The organism is Eilatimonas milleporae (assembly GCF_003688555.1).
Taxonomy (GTDB): Bacteria; Pseudomonadota; Alphaproteobacteria; order Sphingomonadales; family Kordiimonadaceae; genus Eilatimonas; species Eilatimonas milleporae.
This window is the reverse complement of record NZ_REFR01000010.1, coordinates 583,799-608,229: the sequence shown is the minus strand read 5'-3', so window position 1 is coordinate 608,229 and position 24,431 is coordinate 583,799. Positions and strand designations below refer to the sequence as shown.

At 58.6% G+C, this 24,431-nt stretch carries 18 protein-coding genes and 1 tRNA gene; 15 read left to right on the top strand and 4 right to left on the bottom strand.

Translation table 11 applies throughout. The annotated features are described in order from the left end of the window. Nucleotides 1–66 precede the first annotated feature (66 nt). The 5 genes from BXY39_RS07500 (at nt 67) to BXY39_RS07480 (ending at nt 4,869) form a co-directional block, all read left to right on the top strand. Nucleotides 67–522 carry a 6,7-dimethyl-8-ribityllumazine synthase gene (locus tag BXY39_RS07500; RefSeq protein WP_121938205.1) on the top strand — a complete coding sequence of 152 codons (456 nt, stop codon included), beginning with the start codon at nt 67–69 and terminating at the stop codon, nt 520–522. Continuing rightward, nucleotides 519–1,001, top strand: coding sequence for a transcription antitermination factor NusB (nusB, locus tag BXY39_RS07495; RefSeq protein ID WP_121938204.1), 483 nt, complete (start codon nt 519–521; stop codon nt 999–1,001). The genes BXY39_RS07500 and nusB overlap by 4 nt, the downstream gene beginning before the upstream one ends. Nucleotides 1,002–1,046: 45 nt before the next feature. Continuing rightward, nucleotides 1,047–2,060: a thiamine-phosphate kinase gene (thiL, locus tag BXY39_RS07490; RefSeq protein ID WP_121938203.1), complete on the top strand. Its 1,014-nt coding sequence runs from the start codon at nt 1,047–1,049 to the stop codon at nt 2,058–2,060. After that, a complete protein-coding gene (locus tag BXY39_RS07485) occupies nt 2,050–2,550 on the top strand; it encodes a hypothetical protein (RefSeq protein WP_121938202.1) in 501 nt (166 codons plus the stop codon). Before thiL ends, BXY39_RS07485 begins: the two co-directional genes overlap by 11 nt. Before the next feature lie 231 nt (nt 2,551–2,781). Continuing rightward, entirely contained in the window at nt 2,782–4,869 is a 2,088-nt protein-coding gene (locus BXY39_RS07480) for a sodium-translocating pyrophosphatase (RefSeq protein ID WP_121938201.1), read from the top strand. A gap of 117 nt (nt 4,870–4,986) precedes the next feature. Here BXY39_RS07480 and BXY39_RS07475 read toward each other — a convergent pair whose 3' ends face one another. After that, nucleotides 4,987–5,502 (bottom strand): outer membrane protein assembly factor BamE, encoded by a 516-nt coding sequence (locus BXY39_RS07475; RefSeq protein WP_121938200.1) that lies wholly within the window; start codon nt 5,500–5,502, stop codon nt 4,987–4,989. A gap of 225 nt (nt 5,503–5,727) precedes the next feature. Here BXY39_RS07475 and BXY39_RS07470 point away from each other — a divergent pair, with 225 nt between their 5' ends. From BXY39_RS07470 to katG, 7 genes are all read left to right on the top strand, one after another. Continuing rightward, a complete protein-coding gene (locus BXY39_RS07470) occupies nt 5,728–6,306 on the top strand; it encodes a ubiquinol-cytochrome C chaperone family protein (protein WP_170163691.1) in 579 nt (192 codons plus the stop codon). Continuing rightward, nucleotides 6,303–6,875, top strand: a complete 573-nt coding sequence (locus BXY39_RS07465) for a DUF177 domain-containing protein (protein WP_121938198.1) — start codon at nt 6,303–6,305, stop codon at nt 6,873–6,875. The genes BXY39_RS07470 and BXY39_RS07465 overlap by 4 nt, the downstream gene beginning before the upstream one ends. 155 nt (nt 6,876–7,030) lie before the next feature. Further along, nucleotides 7,031–8,101, top strand: coding sequence for a phosphate acyltransferase PlsX (gene plsX / locus BXY39_RS07460; RefSeq protein ID WP_245998999.1), 1,071 nt, complete (start codon nt 7,031–7,033; stop codon nt 8,099–8,101). A gap of 156 nt (nt 8,102–8,257) precedes the next feature. Then, nucleotides 8,258–8,548, top strand: coding sequence for an integration host factor subunit alpha (locus BXY39_RS07455; RefSeq protein WP_121938197.1), 291 nt, complete (start codon nt 8,258–8,260; stop codon nt 8,546–8,548). Nucleotides 8,549–8,745: 197 nt separating this feature from the next. Continuing rightward, nucleotides 8,746–9,297 carry a MerR family transcriptional regulator gene (locus tag BXY39_RS07450; RefSeq protein ID WP_121938196.1) on the top strand — a complete coding sequence of 184 codons (552 nt, stop codon included), beginning with the start codon at nt 8,746–8,748 and terminating at the stop codon, nt 9,295–9,297. A gap of 284 nt (nt 9,298–9,581) precedes the next feature. Beyond that, nucleotides 9,582–9,658 (top strand) — tRNA-Pro (locus tag BXY39_RS07445). A gap of 318 nt (nt 9,659–9,976) precedes the next feature. Further along, nucleotides 9,977–12,229 (top strand): catalase/peroxidase HPI, encoded by a 2,253-nt coding sequence (gene katG, locus BXY39_RS07440; protein WP_121938195.1) that lies wholly within the window; start codon nt 9,977–9,979, stop codon nt 12,227–12,229. A gap of 83 nt (nt 12,230–12,312) precedes the next feature. On the opposite strand, the gene BXY39_RS07435 is transcribed toward katG, so the two are convergent. From BXY39_RS07435 to BXY39_RS07425, 3 genes are all read right to left on the bottom strand, one after another. Further along, nucleotides 12,313–12,840, bottom strand: a complete 528-nt coding sequence (locus tag BXY39_RS07435; protein ID WP_121938194.1) for an outer membrane beta-barrel protein — start codon at nt 12,838–12,840, stop codon at nt 12,313–12,315. Nucleotides 12,841–13,286: 446 nt separating this feature from the next. Beyond that, the gene (locus tag BXY39_RS07430) at nt 13,287–16,391 is read right to left on the bottom strand and encodes an autotransporter outer membrane beta-barrel domain-containing protein (protein ID WP_121938193.1); all 3,105 of its coding nucleotides are present in this window, start codon (nt 16,389–16,391) and stop codon (nt 13,287–13,289) included. A gap of 541 nt (nt 16,392–16,932) precedes the next feature. Beyond that, complete coding sequence (locus BXY39_RS07425) at nt 16,933–19,002, bottom strand: S9 family peptidase (protein ID WP_170163690.1); 2,070 nt, start codon at nt 19,000–19,002, stop codon at nt 16,933–16,935. A 463-nt stretch (nt 19,003–19,465) separates the two neighbouring features. Here BXY39_RS07425 and BXY39_RS07420 point away from each other — a divergent pair, with 463 nt between their 5' ends. From BXY39_RS07420 to scpA, 3 genes are all read left to right on the top strand, one after another. Then, complete coding sequence (locus tag BXY39_RS07420) at nt 19,466–20,278, top strand: sulfite exporter TauE/SafE family protein (protein WP_121938191.1); 813 nt, start codon at nt 19,466–19,468, stop codon at nt 20,276–20,278. A 108-nt stretch (nt 20,279–20,386) separates the two neighbouring features. After that, a complete protein-coding gene (locus BXY39_RS07415; protein WP_147453503.1) occupies nt 20,387–22,273 on the top strand; it encodes a methylmalonyl-CoA mutase family protein in 1,887 nt (628 codons plus the stop codon). After that, nucleotides 22,270–24,429 carry a methylmalonyl-CoA mutase gene (scpA, locus tag BXY39_RS07410; protein WP_121938189.1) on the top strand — a complete coding sequence of 720 codons (2,160 nt, stop codon included), beginning with the start codon at nt 22,270–22,272 and terminating at the stop codon, nt 24,427–24,429. The genes BXY39_RS07415 and scpA overlap by 4 nt, the downstream gene beginning before the upstream one ends. The last annotated feature ends 2 nt before the right edge of the window (nt 24,430–24,431 follow it).

The window sequence follows — 24,431 nt, the reverse complement described above, 5'->3', positions numbered from 1 at the left end:
TGACGGCAAATCTTACGATCCCCGATGTGCGCCCGATTGCAGCGGCGCTAGCCAAAGGATTACGCAATGTCCGCTCCGCACCTGCTGATAGTCGAGGCCCGTTTCTATACCGATATCGCCGATGAATTGGCCGACGGCGCTCTGTCGGCGGTTGAGACTGCCGGTGCCACGGCGGACCGGATTGCGGTCCCCGGCGCGCTTGAGATTCCCGGCGCCATCGCCCTGGCGGATAGTAAGGCCAACGGTTTGTACGACGGATATGTTGCCCTGGGCTGCGTAATCCGGGGTGAGACCACGCATTATGACTATGTCTGCGGTGAATCCGCGCGCGGTCTGATGGACCTCAGTGTTCACAAGGGGCTGTGCATCGGTAACGGTATCCTGACGGTGGAAAATCGTGATCAGGCCATGGCCCGTGCCCTCATGTCAGAGAAAAACAAAGGGGGCGGTGCAGCGGAAGCGGCCCTTGCCATGGTGGCGCTGAAACACGGTTTTGCCCGTGCCGGGAGTGCTGCCCGATGACGCACCCGAACAGGACTGCGGCCAAGACAAAACCAAGGCCTGATGGCAGCCCCCGCAGCGCGGCGCGCCTGGCGGCCGTACAGGCATTGTACCAGCTTGCCATGGATGCGGACGCGGTTTTGCCCATGGTTATTGAAGAATATCAGCAGCACCGTCTTGGTGCCGAAATTGAAGGCGACCAGTATGTGGCCGCCGACAAGGCGCTGTTTGCGGATATTGCCAGCGGCGCCTGGCGGCGCCGTGAGGAACTGGACGGATACATCAGCGCCCGTCTCAGCGAGAAATGGTCACTGGAGCGCCTGGAGCCCGTGTTGCTGGCTATTCTAAGAGCCGGTACCTATGAACTGGCCGCGCGTCCAGATGTGCCCACGGCGGTTGTGATCAATGAATATATGGATGTCGGGCACGCGTTTTTTGATCGCTCGGAAGTTTCCTTTGCGAATGGCATTCTTGACAAAATTGCGAAAGACGTTCGTTAAATCATTGAAATGAAATTTTAATATCTGATCGGAAGGCGTGTCGCCATGCCTCGGGCAGTAGCCGGAAAACCCGTTGGTGAGTTTGATCTGATCGCACGTTATTTCGCGCCTCTGAGCGGCCCGGAGGGACTTGGCCTGATCGATGACGCCGCCTTGCTCACCGCCCGCGGCGATCTGGTGGTCACCAAGGATCTGCTGATCGAGGATGTGCATTTTTTCCCCGATGATCCGGCTGACAGCGTCGGTCACCGGGCGCTCGCGGTCAATTTATCCGACCTGGCCGCCAAAGGTGCTCGACCCTTTTGCTATTTTCTCGGACTCGGGTTGCCGAAACCGATCGATCCAGTGTGGCTGGACGGGTTCACGGATGCTTTATTCACCTTTCAGCAGCGTTTTTCCATCCGGCTTGCAGGCGGGGATACCACGGCCAGCCCGGGGCCGTACATGATCAGCGTGACGGCGATAGGCTATGCGCCCGGGGCCGGTATGATACGCCGTTCCGGCGCGCGGGAAGACGATATTGTCATGGTGACGGGCGATTTGGGCGCTGCGGCTCTTGGGCTTGCCATCCGGCGCGGCGCGGTCGAGGGCGATCCCATACTGGTGCAGCGGTATCGGTATCCCGAACCCCGGATATCCGTCGGGCAGGGCTTGGCCGGTCTGGCATCGGCGGCCGCGGATATTTCTGATGGGTTACTCGCCGATCTTGGCCATATCTGCGCGGCGTCCGGTGTCGGGGCCGTGATCGATGACGGGAGCTTGCCGGTGTGCGATGCCGCACGCGCGCTGATTGACCGTTGGCCGGAAGGCCGGGCGTGCATATGGTTCGGCGGTGATGACTATGAACTTGTGTTCACCGTACCGCCTGCCGCGCTTGATGCCGTCATGCGTTTGTCGGACAGGCTGTGTGTGCCGTTTCACCGGATCGGTCGCATTGTGCAAGGCAGCGGCGTTACCCTGGTTGATCGGGCCGGTCGGCCTGTGCAAACTGAAGGCATGGGCTACGATCATTTTGCGTCCGGCATGGTCGCGGGCAAAGGGGGCAGCGATGACGGATGACGATTTGCACGATACAGGCGGTTCGGCGGGCAAGGCACTGCTGTTGATGGGACTGCTTGTCGGTCTCGGTCTCGGGATCGGAGCCGGCTATCTCAGCTTCGGCGGCGGCAAACCCGATAGCGCCATGGAGGAAGAAGCCGCCCCGGAGCCGATGCCGACGAACCTGTCGACGGTAACTCTTGAAAGGGTTGCCGTGCCGATTTACGCACGGCGCAAGGAACGCTCCGTTTATATCGGGAACTATTTTCTCAATCTGACGGTCGAAGTCAGCGGCTCGGAAAATCAGAGCCGCGTTCAGGCGTCCCTGCCACGACTGCGTCATGCTTTTATCCGGGCCATCAGTCAGACCGACCTGATGCGTGAGGATCAGCCGCTGGAGCTGGATCTGGACAAGGCCGCCGACATCCTGAAACAGGCTGCGAACGAAACCTTGGGCGAGGGCACGGTCTACAGTGTTCTGGTCTCCAGTGCGCTCCGGGTTCCCAACTGAATCTCGCCTCAAAGCCGTCTCCCGGCTGTTTCTCGGTCCTGACGCTCCGTTGAAGCCGCTTGACCCTCACGCTTGTAAAGTCATGGCGAGCTTCCTAGAGTGATCGACACGGGTGTGCCGTTCAGCTTATTCGGGAATGGCCGCCGGTTGCCGGGGGACGCCCGTGTCAGGAGTGTGTTTTGGGGAGAACTTGCCCCCGGTCATAAGGAATCACCTTCAGGGGGGACGTAAATGACAGTCACACTCATCGCCATAGCATGCGGTTTTCTGGCCGTTCTGTATGGTATTTTTACCCGGCAATCCGTACTGAGCGCCGCTGCGGGAACCGAGACGATGCAAAGCATCGCCGATGCCATACAGACCGGCGCAAAAGCCTATTTGAACCGCCAATACAGGACGATTGCCGTTGTCGGTCTGATCGTCGCCATTGCTCTGTTTGTGGCGATTGATTATCTGGCGGCTCTCGGGTTTGTCATCGGTGCCGTTCTGTCCGGCGCCGCCGGCTATATCGGCATGCTGATTTCCGTCAAGGCCAATGTACGCACGACCGAGGCCGCACGCAGCGGCCTTCAGCAGGGGCTGACCATTGCGTTCCGGGCCGGTGCTGTCACCGGTATGCTTGTGGCCGGTCTCGCCCTTCTGGCGGTGGCCGGTTATTTTGCCATTCTTGTCGCCGGCCTGGGGTTTGATCCTACGAGCCGCGAGGTGATCAATGCCCTTGTCGCCCTCGGGTTTGGGGCATCACTCATTTCCATTTTTGCCCGTCTTGGCGGCGGTATTTTTACCAAGGGCGCTGATGTGGGGGCCGATCTGGTCGGCAAGGTGGAAGCCGGCATCCCGGAGGATGATCCGAGAAACCCGGCGGTGATTGCCGATAATGTGGGCGACAATGTCGGCGATTGTGCGGGTATGGCCGCAGACCTGTTCGAAACCTATGTGGTCACGGTCGGTGCCACCATGGTGCTGTCGGCGCTGTTTATCACCTCAGGTGCCGGGGACATCATGCAATTGCCCCTGATCATCGGCGGGACCTGTGTCATCACCTCTATCATCGGGACCTATTTCGTCCGTCTCGGCAAAAGCCAGTCGATCATGGGCGCCCTTTACAAGGGGTTTATCGTCACCGCTGTTCTGTCGGCGATTGCCATGTGGTTCGCCATGAGTTTTGCCCTCGGGGGTGACATGAACCGCGGTTTTGCCGCCGGTGATATGATGGTGACAGGGCAGGATCTTTACTATTGCGGTCTCATCGGCCTTGTCGTGACCGGTGTTATCATCTGGATCACGGAATATTATACGGGAACGGATTATCGCCCTGTGCGTTCCATCGCCAAGGCATCCGAAACCGGTCATGGCACCAATGTGATTCAGGGCCTTGCCATCTCGCTGGAGGCAACGGCCTTGCCGGCGCTGGTCATCTGCATTGGTATCATCGCATCTTACGAGATTGCAGGCATCCTCGGCCTAGGCTTTGCCGCGACCGCGATGCTGGCCCTGGCAGGTATGGTTGTGGCACTGGATGCGTACGGACCTGTGACGGACAATGCCGGTGGTATCGCCGAAATGGCCGGTCTTGACGATGATGTGCGCAGCCGTACCGATGCCCTCGACGCTGTCGGCAACACCACCAAGGCGGTCACAAAAGGGTATGCTATCGGATCAGCCGGCCTTGCTGCCTTGGTTCTGTTCGGGGCCTACACCGCCGATTTGCGCGAATATTTCACCGGCGTCCGTGTCGACTTCGACTTGTCCAATCCTTATGTGGTGGTCGGATTGTTTGTCGGGGCGCTACTGCCGTACCTTTTCGGGGCCATGGGGATGACGGCCGTCGGTCGTGCCGGTGGCGAGGTGGTTGAAGAAGTGCGTGCCCAGTTCCGTGAGAATCCCGGCATCATGGAAGGAACGGCCAAACCGGATTATGCCCGGTCCGTCGATCTGCTGACGAAAACGGCGATCCGTGAAATGGTCGTGCCGAGCCTGCTGCCTGTTGCCGCCCCCGTGGTCATCTATTTTGTGATTGAGGCGATTGCGGGGCAGGCAGCGGCTTTTGCGGCCTTGGGGGCTCTGCTGCTGGGTGTGATCGTCGGTGGCTTGTTCGTTGCGCTTTCGATGACTGCGGGCGGCGGTGCCTGGGATAACGCCAAGAAATATATCGAAGACGGCAACCATGGCGGCAAAGGCTCGGAGGCCCACAAGGCAGCCGTGACCGGCGATACGGTCGGGGACCCTTACAAGGATACGGCCGGGCCTGCGGTCAATCCGATGATCAAAATCACCAATATTGTCGCCCTGCTGCTTCTTGCCATGCTGGCCCACTGACTGTTGTCTGCGCGCTCTGCGTCAGGATACAGGTTCACAGTCTGAAAAAGAAAACCCCGGCTGCCGGCCGGGGTTTTTTCATCTGCTGATGTATCAATGGGACAAGATGACCGCGCGTCAACTGCCGTTCGGGCCGGGGCCACCGCCGGTCGGTCCGGGACCGCCACCGGGCTGTGCACCGGCAAAACGGCCGACATTCTGGAAAATCTGCTGGAAAAAGCCCAGTTCACGACCGCGGGTCGGCGTTTTGTCGCCCACCGGGTTGATCGTGCGCATATCCGCCAGGTCGTAATTCTCGACATTCGAGACAACGCCACGTTCATTGAAGGAAATCGCCAGAACGCGGTGTTCTTGCGGCTCCGGCCAGAAAACGGGGCGGATCTGTACCGTGGTCGACACATAATACCAGACATCATCGGAAAATGTCGCGCTCAGTGTCGGTGTGCCCAGGGTCGAGTTGACGGATCGCCGGTTGTCGACACCGGGTTGAATGGCATCGGCAAGCTGGGGGTCAAATACATAGCCGCGCACGCTTCTGCCTGTGGCACAGGCACTGACAGCGGCCACGCCCAGCCCGAGGATGGCCAGGCGAAACAGGTGTTTGCAGGAAACCTGTCCGGATTTCGCACTCATGGCGGATCGTCCTTAAATGAAGCAAAACTGTGCCATATGGCGCGGCAGTGTATCGTCATGCCATTGCGTCAGGCAAGCCTCCATGTTACGGCACCGCTCAATTGTGATTGTCGATGGTCCGGACCGCCAGGCGTCAACCGGATTGGCCGGGTATGAAGCGGGCGGCCGGACGAATGGAAGATAAGGCATCATCTCATGATTCTGCGTTGGCTAAGAGAACGCCGCATGTTGCCGGCTGTTCATATGGTCTATACTTCTATTGTCCGGGCGGCCCGGCAGGAGGTATTTCACAGCGGTTTCGCTGTGCCGGATACGCTTGATGGCCGTTTTGACCTGATCCTTCTGCACATGGCGCTGGTGGTGGACCGCCTGCGCAAGGGGGTGGACGTTGGCGATGATGATCTTTTGTTCGCCCGGCGCCTGCAGGAAGTGATGATCGAGGATATGGACCGGTCCCTTCGGGAAATGGGGGTCGGGGATCTCAGTGTCGGCAAACAGATCAAGAAGATGGGGGCTGCTTGGCTGGGACGTCTGGACGCTTATTCAACCGCCTTGGAGAGGGGCGCGGCGCCTCAGGCACTGGAAGATGTGCTTGCACGTAACCTGTACCGCCAGGAGGAAGGCGCCGGTGTTGACGACACGGACGGCAGGACCGCTGTGCCGGCTGATGTCATCGCGCTTCTGGCCGGATATGTGCGGGATGTGAAACAGGCGATTGACGGTGCCGCGACACAGGACATCCGGGCCTGGCGCATCGCGCTGCCTGCGCCGCCCCGTCCGGCAGAGAGGAAGATACGAACATGAACAGCAGACAGTTCGCACTTGAAACGCGGATCGCACGTGACGATATCCCGGCTGGCGGCCTGTCCATGACGCTCGCATGCGACCCGGCCGATCTGCAAGCTCTGGCCGGGCGTCTTGATATACCGTCCGTTAATGCCTTGACCGTTACGGTGGCCCTGACGGCAGGGAAAAGTCCTGGCAGTGTGCACATCACAGGGGAGGTTAAGGCGTCCCTGACCCGTGTCTGCGTTGCCAGCATGGAGGAAATGCCGGAAGAGATCGATGCGCCCTTTACTTTGGATCTGGTCACGGCGGATGTCGCGGACACGCTGGACGCCGAAGAGGCTTATGCCGATCCCGCTGTTGCCGATTATGATGTGATCGATGATGAGGGCATTGTGCCGGTTGGGGAAATTGCGGCCCAGACCGTGGCGCTTTTAATGGACCCCTATCCCCGCAAGAATGGCATACTGGATGTTTCAACCCATGGTGTGGCGATTAATGCCCCGCCGTTACAAAAGAAAAACCCTTTCAGCGTTCTGGAGGGACTGAAATCACCGGATGGCAAACGATCCGGAAAAGCGGACTAGTCGGTCCGGCAAGGGTTTGCAAAACGTAGGGTCTCTGTGCACTGCACCATGATGCGTCCCTTGCGCGGCAGGTAAAAAACGTTATGGTTTCGGCGGGTTCAAAACGCCATTTTGCTATGGCGGTACCGCGTATTTTTAGGAAAATGGACTAGTTTGTGAGCAAGATTACCATCGCCATTGATGCCATGGGCGGCGATAAAGCGCCGGACATGGTGGTGGCTGGCATGGCCCAGGCACGGATTTTATATCCTGAAACGCGGTTTCTGCTGTTTGGCGACGAAGCCTGTCTGAACGGCCTTTTGGACGAGCATGACGCCCTGAAGCCTGCCGTTGACCTGCGCCATACCGACAAGAGCATAGCCGGCGACGACAAACCCTCCCAGGCGTTGAGACGGGGCCGTGATTCGTCCATGGGACTTGCCATTCAGGCCGTCAAGGACGGTGAAGCGGATGTTGCAATCTCCGCCGGCAATACAGGGGCGCTGATGGCCCTGGCCAAATTTATTCTGCGCACCATGCCCGGCATTGACCGTCCGGCGTTGATCTCTCCGGTTCCGACGCTGAAGGGGGAGAGTGTGGTCCTGGACCTTGGCGCCAATGTGGAATGCGATGCCGGCAATCTGGCGCAATTCGCTGTCATGGGGTCTGCCTATGTGCGCACTGTCCTCGGGCAAAGCCGTCCGAGCGTGGCCCTGCTGAACGTCGGGGTCGAGGAACTGAAAGGCAAGGACAGCATTCGCGAAGCGGCGGAATTGTTGCGTCAGGCGGATCACCTGCCCATCGAGTTTACCGGTTTTGTCGAAGGGGACGGGATCATGGCGGGTGAGGCCGATGTGATCGTCACTGACGGCTTTACCGGCAATGTGGCCCTGAAAACGCTGGAAGGCACGGCCAAACTTCTCGGCCAGTTGATCGAGCGGGCCTTCCGGTCGTCGCGTTCATCCAAACTGGGGTATCTGCTGTCACGGCAGGGTTTCCAGTCACTGCGGGACCATCTGGACCCGAACAATCACAATGGCGGCGTTTTTCTGGGATTGAACGGGCTTGTGGTGAAAAGCCATGGCGGTGCCAATGCCAATGGTTTTGCCACGGCCATTTCCACCGCCATAGACATGGCGGGCAATGACCTGATCCGCCTGATCCGCGAGGATCTGGAAAACATTCCCCATCTTGATGAAACCCTTGATGGGGCTGAGCCCGTGCAAAGCAGCGCGCAGGCATCCTGACAGGGCAGGGGACGGCGGCGTTTCCGGCTTCAAGAAATTGTCATAAGCCTTTAAATATAAGACTGAAAATGCCCCTCATCGTTGACATGGGTCGGTAATGCCCATAGTATGTTTTCTTGGGCTGATGGACATAATGTTCCGGAAAGGACAAGGGGCATGACTGATAAAACGCTCACCCGGGCGGACCTGACAGAGGCTGTTTATGCCGAGGTCGGCTTGTCGCGCAATGAGTCCGCGACATTGGTGGAATCCGTGTTGGATGAAATTTCCGACTGCTTGGTCTCCGGGGAGAATGTGAAGATTTCTTCCTTCGGCAGTTTTCTCGTCCGCCATAAAAACGGTCGTATGGGCCGTAATCCGAAAACGGGTGAGGAAGTGCCGATTGAGCCCCGGCGTGTTCTGGTGTTTCGCCCAAGCCAGGTGATGAAAGACCGTATCAACGCCTGACCGGTATTTCGCCTTCATCATTGTGGCGGGGGTCTGTTTTTGGTCCTGCTTTACGGTTTGGCCATAATCTGGCCGGACTCTCACGGGAAACTCGGTCCCGGCTGACATGGCCGCCTTTTTCAATCGGATATGGTACGATAACGCATTCAGGAATGGCGGGCGGGACACCGGCACGGGTTTGCAGTTTCGGGGCAATTATGGACGATACGCAAGACGAACCGGTACGCGCGGCAAAAGCGCAGGAAGCGTTCCGTACCATTTCGGAAGTGGCGGAATCCCTCGATTTGCCACAACATGTCCTGCGGTTCTGGGAAAGCAAGTTTCCTCAGGTGAAGCCTTTGAAGCGTGGCGGTAACCGCCGTTACTACCGCCCGGCCGATATCCGGGTCCTGAAATCTATCAAGCAGTTGTTGCACGGTGACGGCTATACGATCCGTGGGGTGCAGAAGCTGTTCAAGGAACAGGGCCTGAAGGCCACGCTTGCCCAGGCGGATGAAGGCGTCATGTTGCGCGGCGGCGGTCATGCTCCTGCCGTTCCGGCTGACGCCGGACGGGTACCGGCCCCTGCCACCGGTCCGGAAGGGGCCTCTATCGGTCCCGATACGCAAACCGCACTCCCTGCCGGTCCCGATAACGACCATGACGTTCAAGCAGAGGCGGATGGGATCCCGCTCCTTGATGGTCATGAGAAATCCGTTCTTATCCGTCTGCTCGCCGAATTGAGGGCCCTCAGGGCCAGTTTGGATTAAGGCCGGGGTCTGTTTCACCACTGCGGCATTGGTGCGACATCATTGGGTTTTACCGCCGGACGTGCCCCATCTCGCCTGCAATCTTCCCCACTGCTTTCCGCAGCATCCGCCTTGGTCGGCGGCCACATGCCTCATATCAGGGTTCCCGTACGTCAGGCAGACCCAACCGACGGGAAAACGGGCGGAGAAAGGCGAAATGCCCGCTTGCGTGCACGGTATGCTGTGGCTATAGTCGCGCCCGCCTGACGCCCCATTGGCCTTGGCCAAAGCGATCTATCGAACATCGGGGAGTAGCTCAGCCTGGTAGAGCACTGTGCTGGGGGCGCAGGGGTCGCAGGTTCGAATCCTGTCTCCCCGACCAATGAAATGAAGGCCCCGGCAGCTTCACTGCCGGGGCCTTTCTGATTCAGGGCCTGTGGGTTTTCCCGGGGCGGCGGACCGCCTGAAACAGGGAAATTCCGTCTGATTGGTTTTCCCGATTTTTTACATTGAGTCATTCAATTTCCCTCATGGCGCCAAAGCATTCACCGTTTTGGCAGGTCAGGTGGACCGATATCGCACCGACCGTGAGAGTCGCTGGATAAATGGGAAAGTCACTGGCGCCGGGATCGTTCCCGATATCGGTTATCGCGCCAGATAAAGCGGGTATATTTCTGTCAGAGATATAGGAGAGCAGGAAATGAAGAAAACGCTGAAAACTATGTTGCTGGTGACATCGTCACTGGCATTCATCGGAGGCGCCAATGCGACGCCTCCTGGGTTTAACGAGCCGTCGATGGGACAAGTGCCGATGCGTGCCCACGGGGACGAAAAACCAAAGTCTGTGAATTACTGGTGGCCTGATCGTGTGGACCTCTCCGAGCTTCGCAAAAACGCCTACAGCGGTGATCCGATCGGCAACGGCTTTGATTATGCCAAGGCATTCTCACAGCTTGATCTGGAGGCCGTAAAGGCGGACATCACGGCGGTTCTGAGCGACTCTCAGGACTGGTGGCCTGCGGACTACGGCACGTATGCGGGTTTCTTCATTCGTATGACCTGGCATGCCGCCGGCACCTACCGCTCAGGTGACGGCCGCGGTGGCGCTGACGGGGGACAACAACGTTTCGAACCTCTCAACAGCTGGCCCGACAATGCCTCCCTCGACAAGGCGAGACGGCTGCTGTGGCCCGTAAAACAGAAATATGGTCACAGTCTCTCGTGGGCTGACTTGATCGTGCTCGCAGGGAATGTCGCATTGGAAAGTGCCGGTTTTAAGACGTACGGCTTTTCAGGAGGGCGTCTCGATGACTGGGAACCGGAGCTCGTCTACTGGGGGCCGGAATCCAAATTTCTTGAATCAGAGCGCCACGCGGACGGCTCACTGAACAATCCCCTTGCTGCTTCCGAAATGGGTCTGATCTACGTCAACCCCGAGGGACCGCACGGTAATCCGGACATTCTGGCAGCGGCAGAGGCGATCCGCACAACATTCGGCCGCATGGGCATGAATGATGAAGAAACCGCCGCTCTCATTGTCGGCGGTCACACCCTGGGCAAGGCGCATGGTGCCCACAAGGCATCCGAATGTATCGGTGCCGAGCCGGCAGCGGCCGGTGTCGAGGAGCAGGGTCTTGGCTGGAAAAACAAATGTGGTACCGGATCCGGCCCTGATGCCGTCACCAGTGGTCTGGAAGGCGCCTGGACCGCGAGCCCGCAGGTTTGGAGCAATAACTATGTCGAAAACCTGTACGCCTTTGAGTGGACACTGACGACAAGTCCGGCCGGGGCGAAACAGTGGGTGCCCGAGGACGAGGACGCCCGGTTCGTTCCAGACGCCTTTGATCCCGATAAATTGCATCAGCCCATCATGTTCACAACCGATCTGGCGATGAGGTACGACCCCGAATATGGCAAAATCACCAAGCGTTTTCTTGAAGTGGAAGGGGCTATGGATGATGCTTTCGCCAGGGCCTGGTTCAAGCTGACGCACAGGGATATGGGACCCAAATCGCGTTATGTCGGCCTTGAAGTGCCGGCCGACGAATTCGTGTGGCAAGACCCGCTTCCCGAAGTTGACGGCGAGACCATCGGGAGCCGTGATACGAGAAAACTCAAGGATGCCATCCGCAAAAGCGGTATCGCCTCTGCCGATCTGGTGCGTGCCGCGTGGGGGTCCGCATCCACCTTCCGCGATACCGATTATCGCGGGGGGGCAAATGGTGGCCGCATCCGGCTGGCGCCGCAAAAGGACTGGGAAGTGAACGATCCCGCCTCTCTCGAGCGTGTTCTCGCGGCGCTTGAAGAAATTCAGGCGGACTTCAACAAGGGACGCCGCAAGGTCTCCCTGGCGGATCTGATCGTACTTGGTGGGGCTGTTGCTATCGAGGACGCCGCTGAAAAGGCCGGTGTTGATATTACCGTACCCTTCGTTCCCGGCAGAGCCGATGCGGGCCAACAGCACACAGACGCCAAATCGTTCAACTATCTGCAACCGGCTGCCGATGGTTTCCGCAACTATATGAGTGACCTTGCCCGCAGGTCCCCCTCGGAAATGCTGATTGACAAAGCCGACACGCTGACGCTTACCGTTCCGGAGATGTCTGTATTGATTGCCGGTATGCGCGCTCTCGATGCCAATGCCGGCGGCGCCAGGCACGGTGTATTGACCGACCGGCCGGGTGCGCTTTCAAACGATTTCTTCGTCAACCTGTTGGATATGTCCACGGCATGGAAGAAATCCGAGACCGCCGAAGGTGTCTTTGAAGGCGTTGACCGTCAGTCCGGCGCACTCAAGTGGACCGCGACAGAAGTGGATCTCGTCTTCGGTTCGAATTCAGAGTTGCGGGCTGTCGCGGAATACTACGCTTATGCCAATAGCCAGGAGACCTTCGTCAAGGACTTTGTCAAAGCCTGGACCAAAGTCATGACACTGGACCGCTTCGAAATGTAAGGTCGAGCCTCCAAAAAACGTTATGGCCGGGCACAGTGCCCGGCCATTCAGTCCATTGGTCATCCACAATTTCCCGATCCGCCCTAGAAGGCGAAGGTAAAACCGCCTGTAAAGGTCAGGCCATCGACACCTTGCTCGTAATTGGCGTAATTCCCCTGAAAACGCAGACGTACAGTGTCGCTCAGAACGCGCTCATACCCGGTTGAGGCCCGAAAACCGCTGAACCCTTCCGAAACCTCGATGCCGGCTGCGGTGGCGCTTGCATTGATCTGGGTAAATCCGCCGCCGACGGTCCAGAGATTCTTGCGGTCCTTGCCGAAAGGCAGCCCGACGAAAGCACTGGCAGACCAGACATTGTCGATTTCGGCGCTCACCCGTCCGAACGAGTCCGAGGCATCGATGCTGCCGAACGTTCCTTCAATGCCATAAACGAAATCATTGTCCGTTTGGACACGGTAGCCACCATGAGCACCGTAATAAAAATCGCCATCATCGGTGATGCCGGCGTCGCCGCCGACGAAAAATCCGTCAAAATATTTTGGCGTATCCTGGGCCATGGCGGTTGTACCGACCAGTGCCGACAACACAGTACCCAAAAGAGCGTGTTTCATAATGAATTCCTTTGAAAACCATACGGAATTGACCACACTAGCGTGGTCAAACCGAGGGCATGCACAGATATCGGGTCGTCTGTCAAGCGATCTTATTTTAAATTAATATCATTAAATCAATGAGTTAGGTGTAAGTTACATACCATGACGCGTGGAGAGGACGCCCGTGATCATGATCCGTTTTTGTCGCTGTCATGTTTAGTGCAAGGTAGGAAAAGCCATAAAGAAACGGCATCCGCATCCGGGCCGGAGACAACAAGGCATGCTATTCCTGATATGGTGACGAGGCGCCAGCATAAAACCGCCAAGTGTCACCGAGCGGTTTTATGTTTTATAAAGCAGGGCCGGTCTGTAACCCGACAAGCCGTTTTTGTCTGCCCCTTTTCGGCGATGCCGCAAGGCGGCGACTGATGGAAAAACCTATAGGCCTCCACCAGTCGTCCAGGCTAAAATTCCAGACGGAAATTGATCGTACCGCTGTGGACCGTGCGAGTGTCGAATTTGTCCTGACGATACCCGATATAGCTTGAATAGGCGCCCCCAAACAGGAAGAAGCCGCCGCCGAAGCTCTCGGACCCTCCATCCAGTAACTCGGCATTGAAAGTCAGGGTTTCATCCGTATCGACAACAGTGGCGATGATCGGGTCCAGCGTATCGCTGTTCAACTGATCCGTCCGCTGGGCAAAGACCATCGGACGCAGAATATTGTTGGCATCCCACTTGATATCATAGCCGGCATAGGCACCGTATGTGGCCGCTATATAAGTCATATCGCGGCTTTCAACGGAATAGTTGAGAGCGTTGGTGCCTTCCTCGGTATAGCTGCCTTCGTTTGCAATCATCGTGGTCAGCCGACCGAAGGGGGCCAGATGCAGCCCGCCGACCTTGAGATCGTAGCCCACTTCCGCTGTGGCATGTGCCGAGAACAGGGTATTGTCCGCCTCGGATAGCCTTTCCTGCGACTGGACAACGGTCTGACGCTCCCGCTCCGTTGTCGCGAAGGCGGCGCCTACATCCACACCCGCATACAGCCCGCCGTTCCGCCACATTCCATAGGCGGATACGGCCCCGCCGATGCGGCTCAGCTCCGAGCCGAGCTCCTCGTCGCGTGAAAACCCTGCAAGCGTGAACGTACCGCTCAGGCCAACGGCAAGGCTGTCACTGATGGATCTGTCATAGCCAAGCGACAGATCGATATTCAGAATATCGCCGTCCAGAAGGCTGTTGGCGTCGCTCACGTCGGACAGGCTGATGGTTTCCCGGGCCCAGAACCCGCTTTCATAGGCCTGGTCGGTGACAAAGGTCCGCAGCCGGTTGCTGATATTCTGTTCATGGATCCGCAACCGCTCGACCTCCAGATCGAATGAGGCATTCGTCAGATCCGGTAGCAGACTCGTCAGCGCAATGTTGGTGGCCGCCTCATCCGCAACCGTGGCAAAAGCCTCATCCAGCCTTTCCTCAAGAATACCCTCGGTCGTCAGCGCGTTGTAGAGCGTGGTGAAATTTGCGTCCAGGCCAAGCTCTTCGGCTGTTTTCAGTTCCACATCCAGTACCAGTTGCGTTCTGTCGACCGTTTCCTGGGAAAAGTCGACATTGAACAGGAAGGGCAGGGCATCGATTTCAACAAATTCCGTGATATCGCCGGCCCCCGCGATAGTGCCGGCGTCGATCAGCACAAAAGATTGCTGGTCCAGTGACAGGCTGTTCAGAGTGGGGCGGATCACAACGGTATCGGTCAGTGTCAGGGTGTCGGTGAAAACCAGCTGGCTGCTTTCGCCGCTGCGCGGGTTCAGTTGGAATTCTATCGTCGTGTCCGTGCCGAAGAAACCGGTGGTCGCCGTCAGCCGCTGCGAGGCCGGCAATGTCAGGGACGTTTCCGCCGCATCCAGATGAAGCGTGCCGGAGGAGCTGACGACCGCTTCCAGTTCGGTTTCGCCGCGCAGGACTAGCGTATCGTTGCCCGTCCCGAAATCCAGCCGTCCTTCGTGCGAACCATTGGCGAACCGGACCCTGTCGTCGCCGCTCCCCAGGAAAATATCGCCGATGATGGCGCCGTTGTTGACCAGCCGTAAGTCCGCATCGCTCGCACCCAGGTCAATCGCTATCGCGCTCCCCGTGCCGTCTTCCTGGATAATGGCGGCGATGGTGCCTCTGTTGATGATTTCCGTCAGTGTTCCCGACTGATCGCGCAGCGCGACAGCGGAACTGTCGTCCCCCGCCGCTATGGCAATAATCGACCCTCTGTTGTCCAGCTCCGGCAGACTTGCTGTTTCCTCAATCAGCAGCCCGAAGGCACTGCCGCCCGGTCCGAAAACGGTTTCGCCGTCGTCATTCAGCTGGGCACTGCGGAGCGTCTCCCCCTGGATGCGGCCGTCATTGAACAATATGGGCGTTGAAAATCCGTTGCCGAGGATCAGCCCGGTTGCGTTTGCATCCAGGGATTCAGCGTCGATAATCCCGGTATCCAGCCAGATTCCCCCTTCGACCCGCGTCAGGCGGCCGTCATCGCCCCCGGTGAGACGGGCGGCAAGGGTGTCCACGCCGGGATCGCTCGGGGTGGCCGAGACGGTGCCGCGCATGATCAGGCCATAGTCGGTTTCGTTGACGAGGCCGATGACAAGATCGCTGGTGTCCGCTTTGCGATTTTCCAGCAGAAACGCCGTTCCGCTTCCCCTGCTGTTGATAACGCTGTCGGTCGTGGGGCCGAACCGCTCGCCGTCTTCGTCGACGCCCGTATTGTTTCGTCCCACCCCTTCCAGCAGAAGCCCGCCGGTGATGTCCTGTTCAACCAGAAGCCCGGCGAGGCCGGAGATGCCATCGACATTGTTTCCATCTCCATCGACCTGCGGTGCGGTACCGATTGAAACGGTGCCGGCAACGGTCACCGCTCCCGTCACCGGCCCGCCAACCCGTACACCGATACTGTCCAGGTCATTGGCCGAAACAGTGCCATCCAATCTTATATCGCCGGTCACCGGTGCCTGGATATCCAGACCGATGCCGCGGTTGCCGATAACGCTGAGGGCGCCGTCAATGACGATATCACCGTTGAAACCGGTCCCTATGCGCATGCCCGTCGCATCCGAGCCATAGACTGTCACGCGGTTACTGCCGCTGGCCGTTATGTCGCCAAAAAACCCTTCGCCTCCGGCAATGTCGATCCCGACATTCAGGGACGAAATGCTCAAATCCCGCGTGTCTGAATCAGAATTTCCAACAGTCATGGACCCTGACAGGGTCAGGTCGGCGTTTATGGCCTGACCGGACGCGTCAATCAAAAGGCCGGTTGCATCCCGCTCGGCGCTGCTGATCAGTGCACCGCTAAGGTCCAGTGTATGCGGTCCGTCAATACGCAGCGCCGTTCCCTGGGTCACGTTGATGCTGCCCTCACTGGTGATCGTCAGGGTGGCGGGACCCTGGCCGAGCCTTTGCGTGGTCGAGACGGACGCCGTTTCTTCTTCGTCGATGGTGGCATCCTGGGCATGGCTTTGCGGCAACAGGGACATGACAAGGGTGGCAGCGATGCCGGTTCGATAGGATAAATGAATCATGCGGATAACGATCGTCTCATAATTGGAAAATGATGTGGATAAGCGGCGCGCCGAATGAGCGGTCCGTAACAGTCGTGCCTCCGGCGGGAATGGAGCAGGGCACCGGGATGGGCAGCTACATATGTCCTGAAACCTCTGGGGCAGCAGGGGAAAAAATGCAACCGACACCCGGTGGAACGCGACAGATTGTATGGGAATGGCGCTGGACAATCATCAAAAAGTCCCCCGCCTGCCTGTATTGAACGCGTGGGTCACGTCAAAGGCCGCGCACTGGCTTGGTCCTGTGGGCGCGCCGGTAAATGTCAGAGTCACAAATCTCTCCCTGAATTGACCCTTGTTTCGCTTTTTGACAAGCCCTGACTGAAATACTGCCCCTTTTCCCATCATACGGATGTTTGACGAAAAATCCTGCGAATTTTTTTGTGCCTGTGGAAACCGATACGACAAAGCGGCGGCAGCGCTACGCGAACGCCGGTTATGTCACAAAAAACCCGCCAGTATGGCACTGGCGGGTCATGCGTTTTAGTGGGGTCGGATGTATCTATTCGCGCTCCGCACCACCTGCTTCCGGCCATTCCTTGAACCATTTATCCAGTATCGCGATGGTTCTGAGCATATTGGACGGAATACGCGTGGTGCCGTGGTACTCGCCATGCATGACGACAAGCTTTGTCGGCACATCCAGCATTTTCAGGGCGGAATACATCTCTTCAGCCTGGGCCAGCGGTGTCCGCAGGTCTTTATCGCCGGTCATGAACAGGGTCGGCGTGGTGATATGCGGCGCCCGCATCAGCGGGGAGTGTTTCAGCCAGGTTTCCATATCCTCCCACCAGGGTTTGTGAAAACGTTTGTAGGACCAGGCGACAATGTCCGCCGTGCCCGAGAAACTGACCCAGTTGATCACTGGGCACAGCGCTGCCCCTGCCGCGAAACGGTCGGTGTTGCCGACTACCCATGTGGTCAGGACGCCGCCCCCGGAACAGCCGGTCACATACATGTGGTCTTCATCCACATAGCCCCGGCTGACCACGGCATCGACGCCGGCCATCAGGTCGTCGAAATCACGTCGTCCCGGATAGGCATTGTCGATGGCATTGGCGAACGCCGCCCCGTATCCGGTAGAGCCGCGCGGATTGGTGAAAACCACCACATATCCCTTGGCGGCCATGGCTTGAAACACGAAATTGAAATTCACCCCATACATGGCATGCGGTCCGCCGTGGATATACAGAAGCATGGGGTATTTTTTGTCGGGGTCGAAACCGGGCGGGGTCACGACCCAACCCTGAACGCGTGTATTGTCGCTGCTGTCCGTCCAGAACTCCTCAACATTGCCAAGGGTGACATCCTCCAGGATGTCTGCGTTCAGATCGGTCAGGCGGCTCAGTCTGCCACGGGTCACCGTCCCTGTGACGATATCGAAATCATGTGACGGATTGGTGCCGCGTCCGGCAAAGGCGCCGTCCGACGTGATGCTGTCCAGGCTTAGACGGTGGTTGCCGCTGGTCACGGCCTCCATGCGGCCGTTCATGTTCAGCCGCATGATCTGCGTCGTTCCTTCGGCATTCAGACTGAAATAAACCCGGTCGTTACGGCGTGTGAACAGGAAGTTGGCGGCGCCTGCCGGTAAATCGGCGGTGATGACGGTTTCCGTGCCGCCATTGACGGAAATACGCCGTATCTGATCCGGGCCATATGTGGAAATCGTCTCCACCTTGCCGCCGTAAACAACGGTTTCCCCGTCGGGAGACAGGGCGGGTGATGCCCAGAAGCCCGGCGTTGATGTCAACTGCGTGATGTCGCCGCTGTTGACATTGATTTTATGGATATGACTGCTCAGCGCGGCTTCGTCCGTAGCGCCGTCCGGGCCGTTGCCGTCAAAAACGATATGACTGCCATCCGGTGTCCATGCGAACGGAGAGCTTTGAACCGTGCCTGAAAACCGTGCGCTTGTGTGCCAGCGGCCTTCTGTCAGGGCCCGGGCCGTGCCGCCGTCCGCCGTGACGACGAAAAGATGATCGAACCCCTTGATCATGCCGACGCGGTCCTGCCGGTAGTGCAGGGTATCGATTACCGTGGCATTCCGGTTCCATTCGGCGCCTTTGGGCGGTGTGGCGATTTTCACGGTCCATTCGGATTGTGCCGGCACCCGGGCGCGGAAAGCGATACGGGTCCCGTCGGGTGACCAGCGCAGCATGCGCGGTGCGTGTCTTACATGAGTGACCTGGCTGGTGGCGCCTTCGGCATCCATCCAGCGTACGAAAATCTGCGCACCCTCCTTTTTGCAATGCCCATCGGTTTTGCAATGTCCATCTGCGATGTAGGCGATACGCGTTCCATCGGGTGACCAACGCACACCGCGTCCTTTTGTCAGAAAACGCTGTTTGCTGCCGTCCGCATTCATCATCCAGATTTCCGATGCCCAGCGGTCGTTCATCTGATCGACGCGGGATCGGGTATAGACGATGGTGTTTCCATCCGGTGAAATCTGGGCAGCGCCGGCGCGCTCCCAGTCCAGCCAGTGTTCAGGCTGTAAGGTTTCGGCAAGGATGCCGCCTGTCAGCATAGTGACGGCAGCAAGGCCGCTGCCGATCATTCTCAAAAGCCTCATTGTGTCCTCCCACTTGATCCTCCGGGGCTGCGTCATGTTTCAAACCACATGCGCGAGCGCGAGTAACTATAGTTGAGGATGCCGAGCTTGTCAGTCGAAGTTGAAAAGTCTCATATTGTCAGATGGCGTATGAGCCGTCAGCATGGTCTGTATTGCATTGGACGGATATGTGGCCTGTCCACACCCACACGGTATTTTGAGACATTTTCAACGGACCGGAAAGGATGGAACCATCATGGCAAAGCCGGCACAGTGCTTCAATTGCGGACATGTCGCTCCTATAATCTGGGTCCATGGTCACGGCCAGTGCGCCCACTGCAAGATGAATGTCGCCCCTTGCTGTGACGGGGCAACCGCCGAGGGCTGCGGCCTGTCGAACCCTGCGGCTCCGCCTCCTCATCAGAGGGTTCCCGGCGGGCCGAATGCAGTGCAGTGTTCTGAACGCTCATAGCGATACCATTATATGATCGATAGTCTTATGTCTTACGGCCCGGTGATCGCCGCACTGCTTGTAGCCGGTTTGCTGGCGGGATTTCTGGCCGGGCTTCTGGGTATCGGTGGCGGCATTATCACCGTGCCGGTTCTGTTCAGTGCGCTCGCGGACGCGCCGGATATCTGGCGCATGCATATGGCAATCGCCACCTCGCTTGCCATTATTGTCGTGACCAACCTGTCCAGCATCAGGGCGCATCACCGCCGTGGTGCGGTGGATTGGGCGCTGATCCGCCGCTGGGGGCCGGCGGTCATACTTGGCAGCCTGTGCGGTGCTGCTTTTGCCGCTTCGTTGAAATCGCGCGAACTGGTGTTTCTGTTTGCCGGTCTTGCGGCGTTTTTAAGTATAAAAATGTTGCTGCCCATCGATCACTGGCGCCTGGGGGCCAGACTGCCCGGTGGTTTCTCCGGCATGCTTCCCCCGGGATTGATAGGGTTTTTCTCGGCTGTGCTTGGTATCGGCGGCGGCAGTTTTTCGGTGCCTTACATGACCCTGTATGGCACGGCCATCACGCGGGCAGTGGGTACCGCGTCGCTCATCGGGTTTGTCATCAGTTTAAGCGGTGGCGCCGGTTATCTCATTGGCGGCGATGTAGCGGGCAGACCTTGGGGCAGTTTGGGATTTATCCATGTGCCGTCCGTACTGATTGTGGCACCGGCTGCCGCATTGACGGCGCCATATGGGGCTGCCGCCGCGCACCGCCTGCCGCAACGGGCGCTCAGCCTGGTTTTCGGGTTTTTCCTCGTTGCCGCGACGGCACGGCTTCTGTCCTCCGTTCTCTAAAGCGCCGACCCTATTGGATTTGCGATTTTTGCCGTGATTGGATAGGGTCGCGGGCGCGGAATTGTGGGGCTGGTCGGCAGATCACCCCTTTGTTTGGAGGAGGCTGTCGTGACAGAGGCCATATCTGACCCGGACGAAAAGACAGGCAGGACCATGCACCTGTCAGCCGGTTTTGAGACAAAAGCCGAACCGGACTGGATCACGCTTGCCGAAAAGGCGCTGAGAGGCCGCGGCGTGGAAAGCGCGCTTCGCTCAGAGACGCCCGGCGGCATAGCCTTTGATGCGCTCGGCGTGCCGGGCCGGATTGTCCCGGAAATGCAGCCGGCGGGCAGGCAAGGGGCCTGGGATATTGTTGCACGCCACTGGGACCCTGACGCGGCACAGGCCAATACGGCAATCCTCAGCGACCTTGAGGGCGGTGCGACAGCACTGGAATTGCGCCTGAGGGCAGGGATGGTTCCGGGTATTGCTTCAGTTGATCTGGATCGCGCCCTTGAGAACGTCTTGCTTGATCTGATCCATCTCCGTTTGATGCCGGGCGAGGAAATCGTATCTGCGGGCGAAGCGGTGATGGCCATTTTACAGGCGCGCGGCTTGACGGGCGCGGCGAAAGGGGCCCTGGGCGCGGATCCGTTGGCGGCGCTGGCCCGCAATGGACGGTTGTTGACATCGGCTGAAGAGGCCCTGTCGTCCGCAGCTGGTTTTGCCCGACGGTTTCTGGATGAGGTTCCGGGCTATCGTGCATTTGCCGTCGATCCTGCCGTATATCACACCGCCGGCGCGGATGAGGTGATGGAACTCGGCCTGACCATAGCCACCGCGGTTCAATATCTGCGGGCTATGGAGGCGGAAGGACTGTCCCTGGACGCTGCATCGGCGCAGATCGAACTGGGATTTGTCGCTGAAGCGGATTGGGTTTTAACTCTGGCCAAGGGGCGGTCTTTGCGGCGCCTTTGGACGCGGGTCCTTCAGGCGTGCGGTGTGGATACAGGCCCGGCGCGTGTGTTCGCCACCCAGTCGCTGCGAATGATGACGGTATACGATCCATGGGTGAATATCCTGCGCTCGGCCAGTGCCGCCTTCGGTGCCGGTTTGAGTGGTGCCGACAGTGTGACACTGTTACCGCATGATACGCTTCATGGCCTGCCGGGGGCTGCCGCGCGGCGGCTGTCACGCAATATTTCCGTCATTCTGATGGAAGAAAGCCATTTGCACCGTGTACGCGACCCGGCAGCCGGCGCGTCCGTAATTGAAGATATCACTTCAAAAATAACTCATAAAGCATGGGAATATTTTCAGAATATTGAGAAAGAAGGAGGGGCTTTGACAGCTTTGCGGTCCGGCAGGATTGCGCGCGACTGTATCGCAGGCTGGACCAGCCGGGCCCGCGATGTCGCCCGCCGGACACTCCCGGTAACAGGGGTGTCCAGTTTTCCCCTGCTGGATGAGAAAAAAACCCGGGGTTTTGGTCCTGCGCCATTACCTCCTCGCCGGGATGATTTGCCTGCGGCGGTGGAAACGTTGCAGCCTTTGCCCTTTCACCGCGATGCGGAGGACTTTGAACGCTTGCGCCATCGTGCGGAAGAGACGGCACCATCCGTTTTCCTTGCGGCCCTGGGCCCCAAAACCGGGCATTTACCGCGCACGCGCTGGACGGCCAATGCCTTTGCCACCGCCGGATTTCATACGGTGGAGAGCGGCGACGGCATGAACACCGCCGCTATCGCCCGGGCTTTCAAAGCGTCCGGTGCGCCAATTGCTGTTTTGAGCGGACCGGACACCCTTTATGACGAAGATGGCGGTCCTGTCATATCGGCTCTGGCGGGTGCCGGTGCAAAAGGCGTTTATATCGCTGGCCGCAGGAAGGACGAGGAACATTTGAAAAGTCTCGGTCTGACGGCCTGTCTGTACGAAGGCATGGATTTCATCGCCGTTCTTGGCGATGCACTGGACCGTGCCGGCATTCCCGCATCAAAAGGGGAGACAGCGCAATGAGCCGGATACCTGACTTTGGCACGATCAGTTTTGAGACGGACGCTATCGGACCCCTTACACAGGGCACCGGCCAGTCGTTCATGACGCCTGAAGGGATTGCTCTGAAAGAGCAGTATGGCCCTCGGGATGTAACGGATCTGGATCATCTGAAGACCTGGCCGGGGCTGCCGCCCTATATCCGTGGACCATATCCCACAATGTATGCCACCCGGCCGTGGACAATTCGGCAATATGCGGGATTTTCAACAGCCGAGGAATCGAACGCCTTTTATCGCCGTAATCTGGCGGCGGGTCAGAAGGGTCTGTCGATCGCCTTCGATTTGGCCACCCACCGTGGCTATGACAGTGACCACCCCCGTGTTGTCGGCGATGTGGGTATGGCTGGCGTGGCGATTGACAGCATTCTCGATATGAGAACCCTGTTTGACGGTATCCCGCTGGATCAAATGTCAGTCTCCATGACCATGAATGGCGCTGTTCTGCCTGTCATGGCGCTGTATATCGTTGCAGCCGAAGAACAGGGCGTGGCGGCGGAAAAACTGAGCGGGACCATACAGAACGATATCCTCAAGGAATTCATGGTCCGCAATACATACATCTTTCCTCCACAGCCCTCCATGCGGATCATTTCCGATATTTTCGCCTATACGGCGGACAATATGCCGAAGTTCAACAGCATTTCCATTTCCGGCTATCACATGCAGGAAGCGGGCGCGACAGCCGATCTTGAGCTTGCCTACACGCTGGCCGACGGGCTGGATTATGTGCGTGCGGGCATTGATGCCGGACTGGATGTGGATGCTTTTGCCCCGCGTCTCAGTTTTTTCTGGGCCATCGGGATGAATGTTTTCATGGAGGTGGCGAAGATGCGCGCCGCCCGTGCATTGTGGGCGCGCCTTCTCAGGCAATTCAATCCGAAAAATCCCAAATCCCTTGCTCTGCGAACCCATTGCCAGACATCGGGATGGTCCCTGACGGCCCAGGATGTGATGAACAATGTGACGCGGACAGCGGTAGAGGCATTTGCCGCGACCCAGGGCCATACGCAAAGCCTGCATACCAATTCTTTCGACGAAGCCTTGGCTCTGCCCACGGACTTCTCCGCCAGGATTGCCCGTAACACCCAGATTTTCATTCAGGAGGAAACGCGGACCAATCGACTGATCGACCCGTGGGGCGGCAGCTATTATGTGGAACGTCTGACGGCTGAATTGGCCGGCCGCGCGATGGAACACATTGATGAAGTGGAACGGGAGGGCGGTATGGCCAAGGCGATCGAAGCCGGCCTGCCCAAACTCCGGATTGAGGAAGCCGCGGCCCGCACACAGGCGCGGATTGACAGCGGTGCCCAAACCGTCGTCGGTGTCAACAAATTCCGCCTGGATGAAACCGAGGAGGTTGACGTTCTCAAGGTGGACAATGACACGGTCCGCGCCGCCCAGCTTGCCAAACTGGAAAAGCTCCGCGGTATGCGGGACGAAAACGGGACCCGTGCGGCGCTCGATGCCTTGACGTCGGCCGCCTCCAGCGGTGAGGGTAATCTGCTGGCACTTGCCGTGGCTGCGGCGCGTGCAAAGGCCACAGTGGGTGAAATCACAACCGCTATGGAAAAGGTCTACGGCCGCCACAAGGCCGATATTCGTGCTGTAACAGGGGTGTATGCACGCGGCATGTCAAAGGATCAGAAAAAGATTGATGCCGTGCGGTCCAAGGTCGACGCTTTCGCTGAAGCCGAAGGGCGCCGTCCCCGTATTCTGGTGGCCAAAATGGGACAGGACGGCCATGACCGTGGGCAGAAGGTGATTGCGTCGGCCTTTGCCGATCTTGGCTTTGACGTGGATATCGGGCCGCTGTTTCAGACACCGGCCGAAGCCGCCCGTCAGGCGGTGGAAAACGACGTACATATCGTCGGTGTCTCGTCGCTGGCGGCCGGTCATCTGACGCTGGTGCCCTCGCTGCGGGATGCCCTGGCCGGGGAAGGGCGCGGTGACATCATGATCGTCGCCGGCGGTGTCATCCCACCGCAGGATTACGATGCACTGCGCGCAAGCGGGGCTGCCGCCATATTCCCGCCGGGGACGGTGATTGCCGATGCGGCCGGGGATCTGGTGGACCGTCTGGCCGCCAGTCTCGGTCATCCGCCTCTCGCGGCCTGAGC

Bases quoted from the DNA above. Each gene is read 5' to 3' on its own strand.
- BXY39_RS07470 (WP_170163691.1), top strand. From the start codon at position 5,728: ATGTTGCCGGCTGTTCATATGGTCTATACTTCTATTGTCCGGGCGGCC.
- BXY39_RS07465 (WP_121938198.1), top strand. From the start codon at position 6,303: ATGAACAGCAGACAGTTCGCACTTGAAACGCGGATCGCACGTGACGAT.
- nusB (WP_121938204.1), top strand. From the start codon at position 519: ATGACGCACCCGAACAGGACTGCGGCCAAGACAAAACCAAGGCCTGAT.
- scpA (WP_121938189.1), top strand. From the start codon at position 22,270: ATGAGCCGGATACCTGACTTTGGCACGATCAGTTTTGAGACGGACGCT.
- BXY39_RS07420 (WP_121938191.1), top strand. From the start codon at position 19,466: ATGATCGATAGTCTTATGTCTTACGGCCCGGTGATCGCCGCACTGCTT.
- BXY39_RS07450 (WP_121938196.1), top strand. From the start codon at position 8,746: ATGGACGATACGCAAGACGAACCGGTACGCGCGGCAAAAGCGCAGGAA.
- BXY39_RS07435 (WP_121938194.1), bottom strand. From the start codon at position 12,840: ATGAAACACGCTCTTTTGGGTACTGTGTTGTCGGCACTGGTCGGTACA.
- BXY39_RS07485 (WP_121938202.1), top strand. From the start codon at position 2,050: ATGACGGATGACGATTTGCACGATACAGGCGGTTCGGCGGGCAAGGCA.
- BXY39_RS07430 (WP_121938193.1), bottom strand. From the start codon at position 16,391: ATGATTCATTTATCCTATCGAACCGGCATCGCTGCCACCCTTGTCATG.
- thiL (WP_121938203.1), top strand. From the start codon at position 1,047: ATGCCTCGGGCAGTAGCCGGAAAACCCGTTGGTGAGTTTGATCTGATC.
- BXY39_RS07500 (WP_121938205.1), top strand. From the start codon at position 67: ATGTCCGCTCCGCACCTGCTGATAGTCGAGGCCCGTTTCTATACCGAT.
- BXY39_RS07480 (WP_121938201.1), top strand. From the start codon at position 2,782: ATGACAGTCACACTCATCGCCATAGCATGCGGTTTTCTGGCCGTTCTG.
- BXY39_RS07425 (WP_170163690.1), bottom strand. From the start codon at position 19,002: ATGAGGCTTTTGAGAATGATCGGCAGCGGCCTTGCTGCCGTCACTATG.
- BXY39_RS07475 (WP_121938200.1), bottom strand. From the start codon at position 5,502: ATGAGTGCGAAATCCGGACAGGTTTCCTGCAAACACCTGTTTCGCCTG.
- BXY39_RS07455 (WP_121938197.1), top strand. From the start codon at position 8,258: ATGACTGATAAAACGCTCACCCGGGCGGACCTGACAGAGGCTGTTTAT.
- katG (WP_121938195.1), top strand. From the start codon at position 9,977: ATGAAGAAAACGCTGAAAACTATGTTGCTGGTGACATCGTCACTGGCA.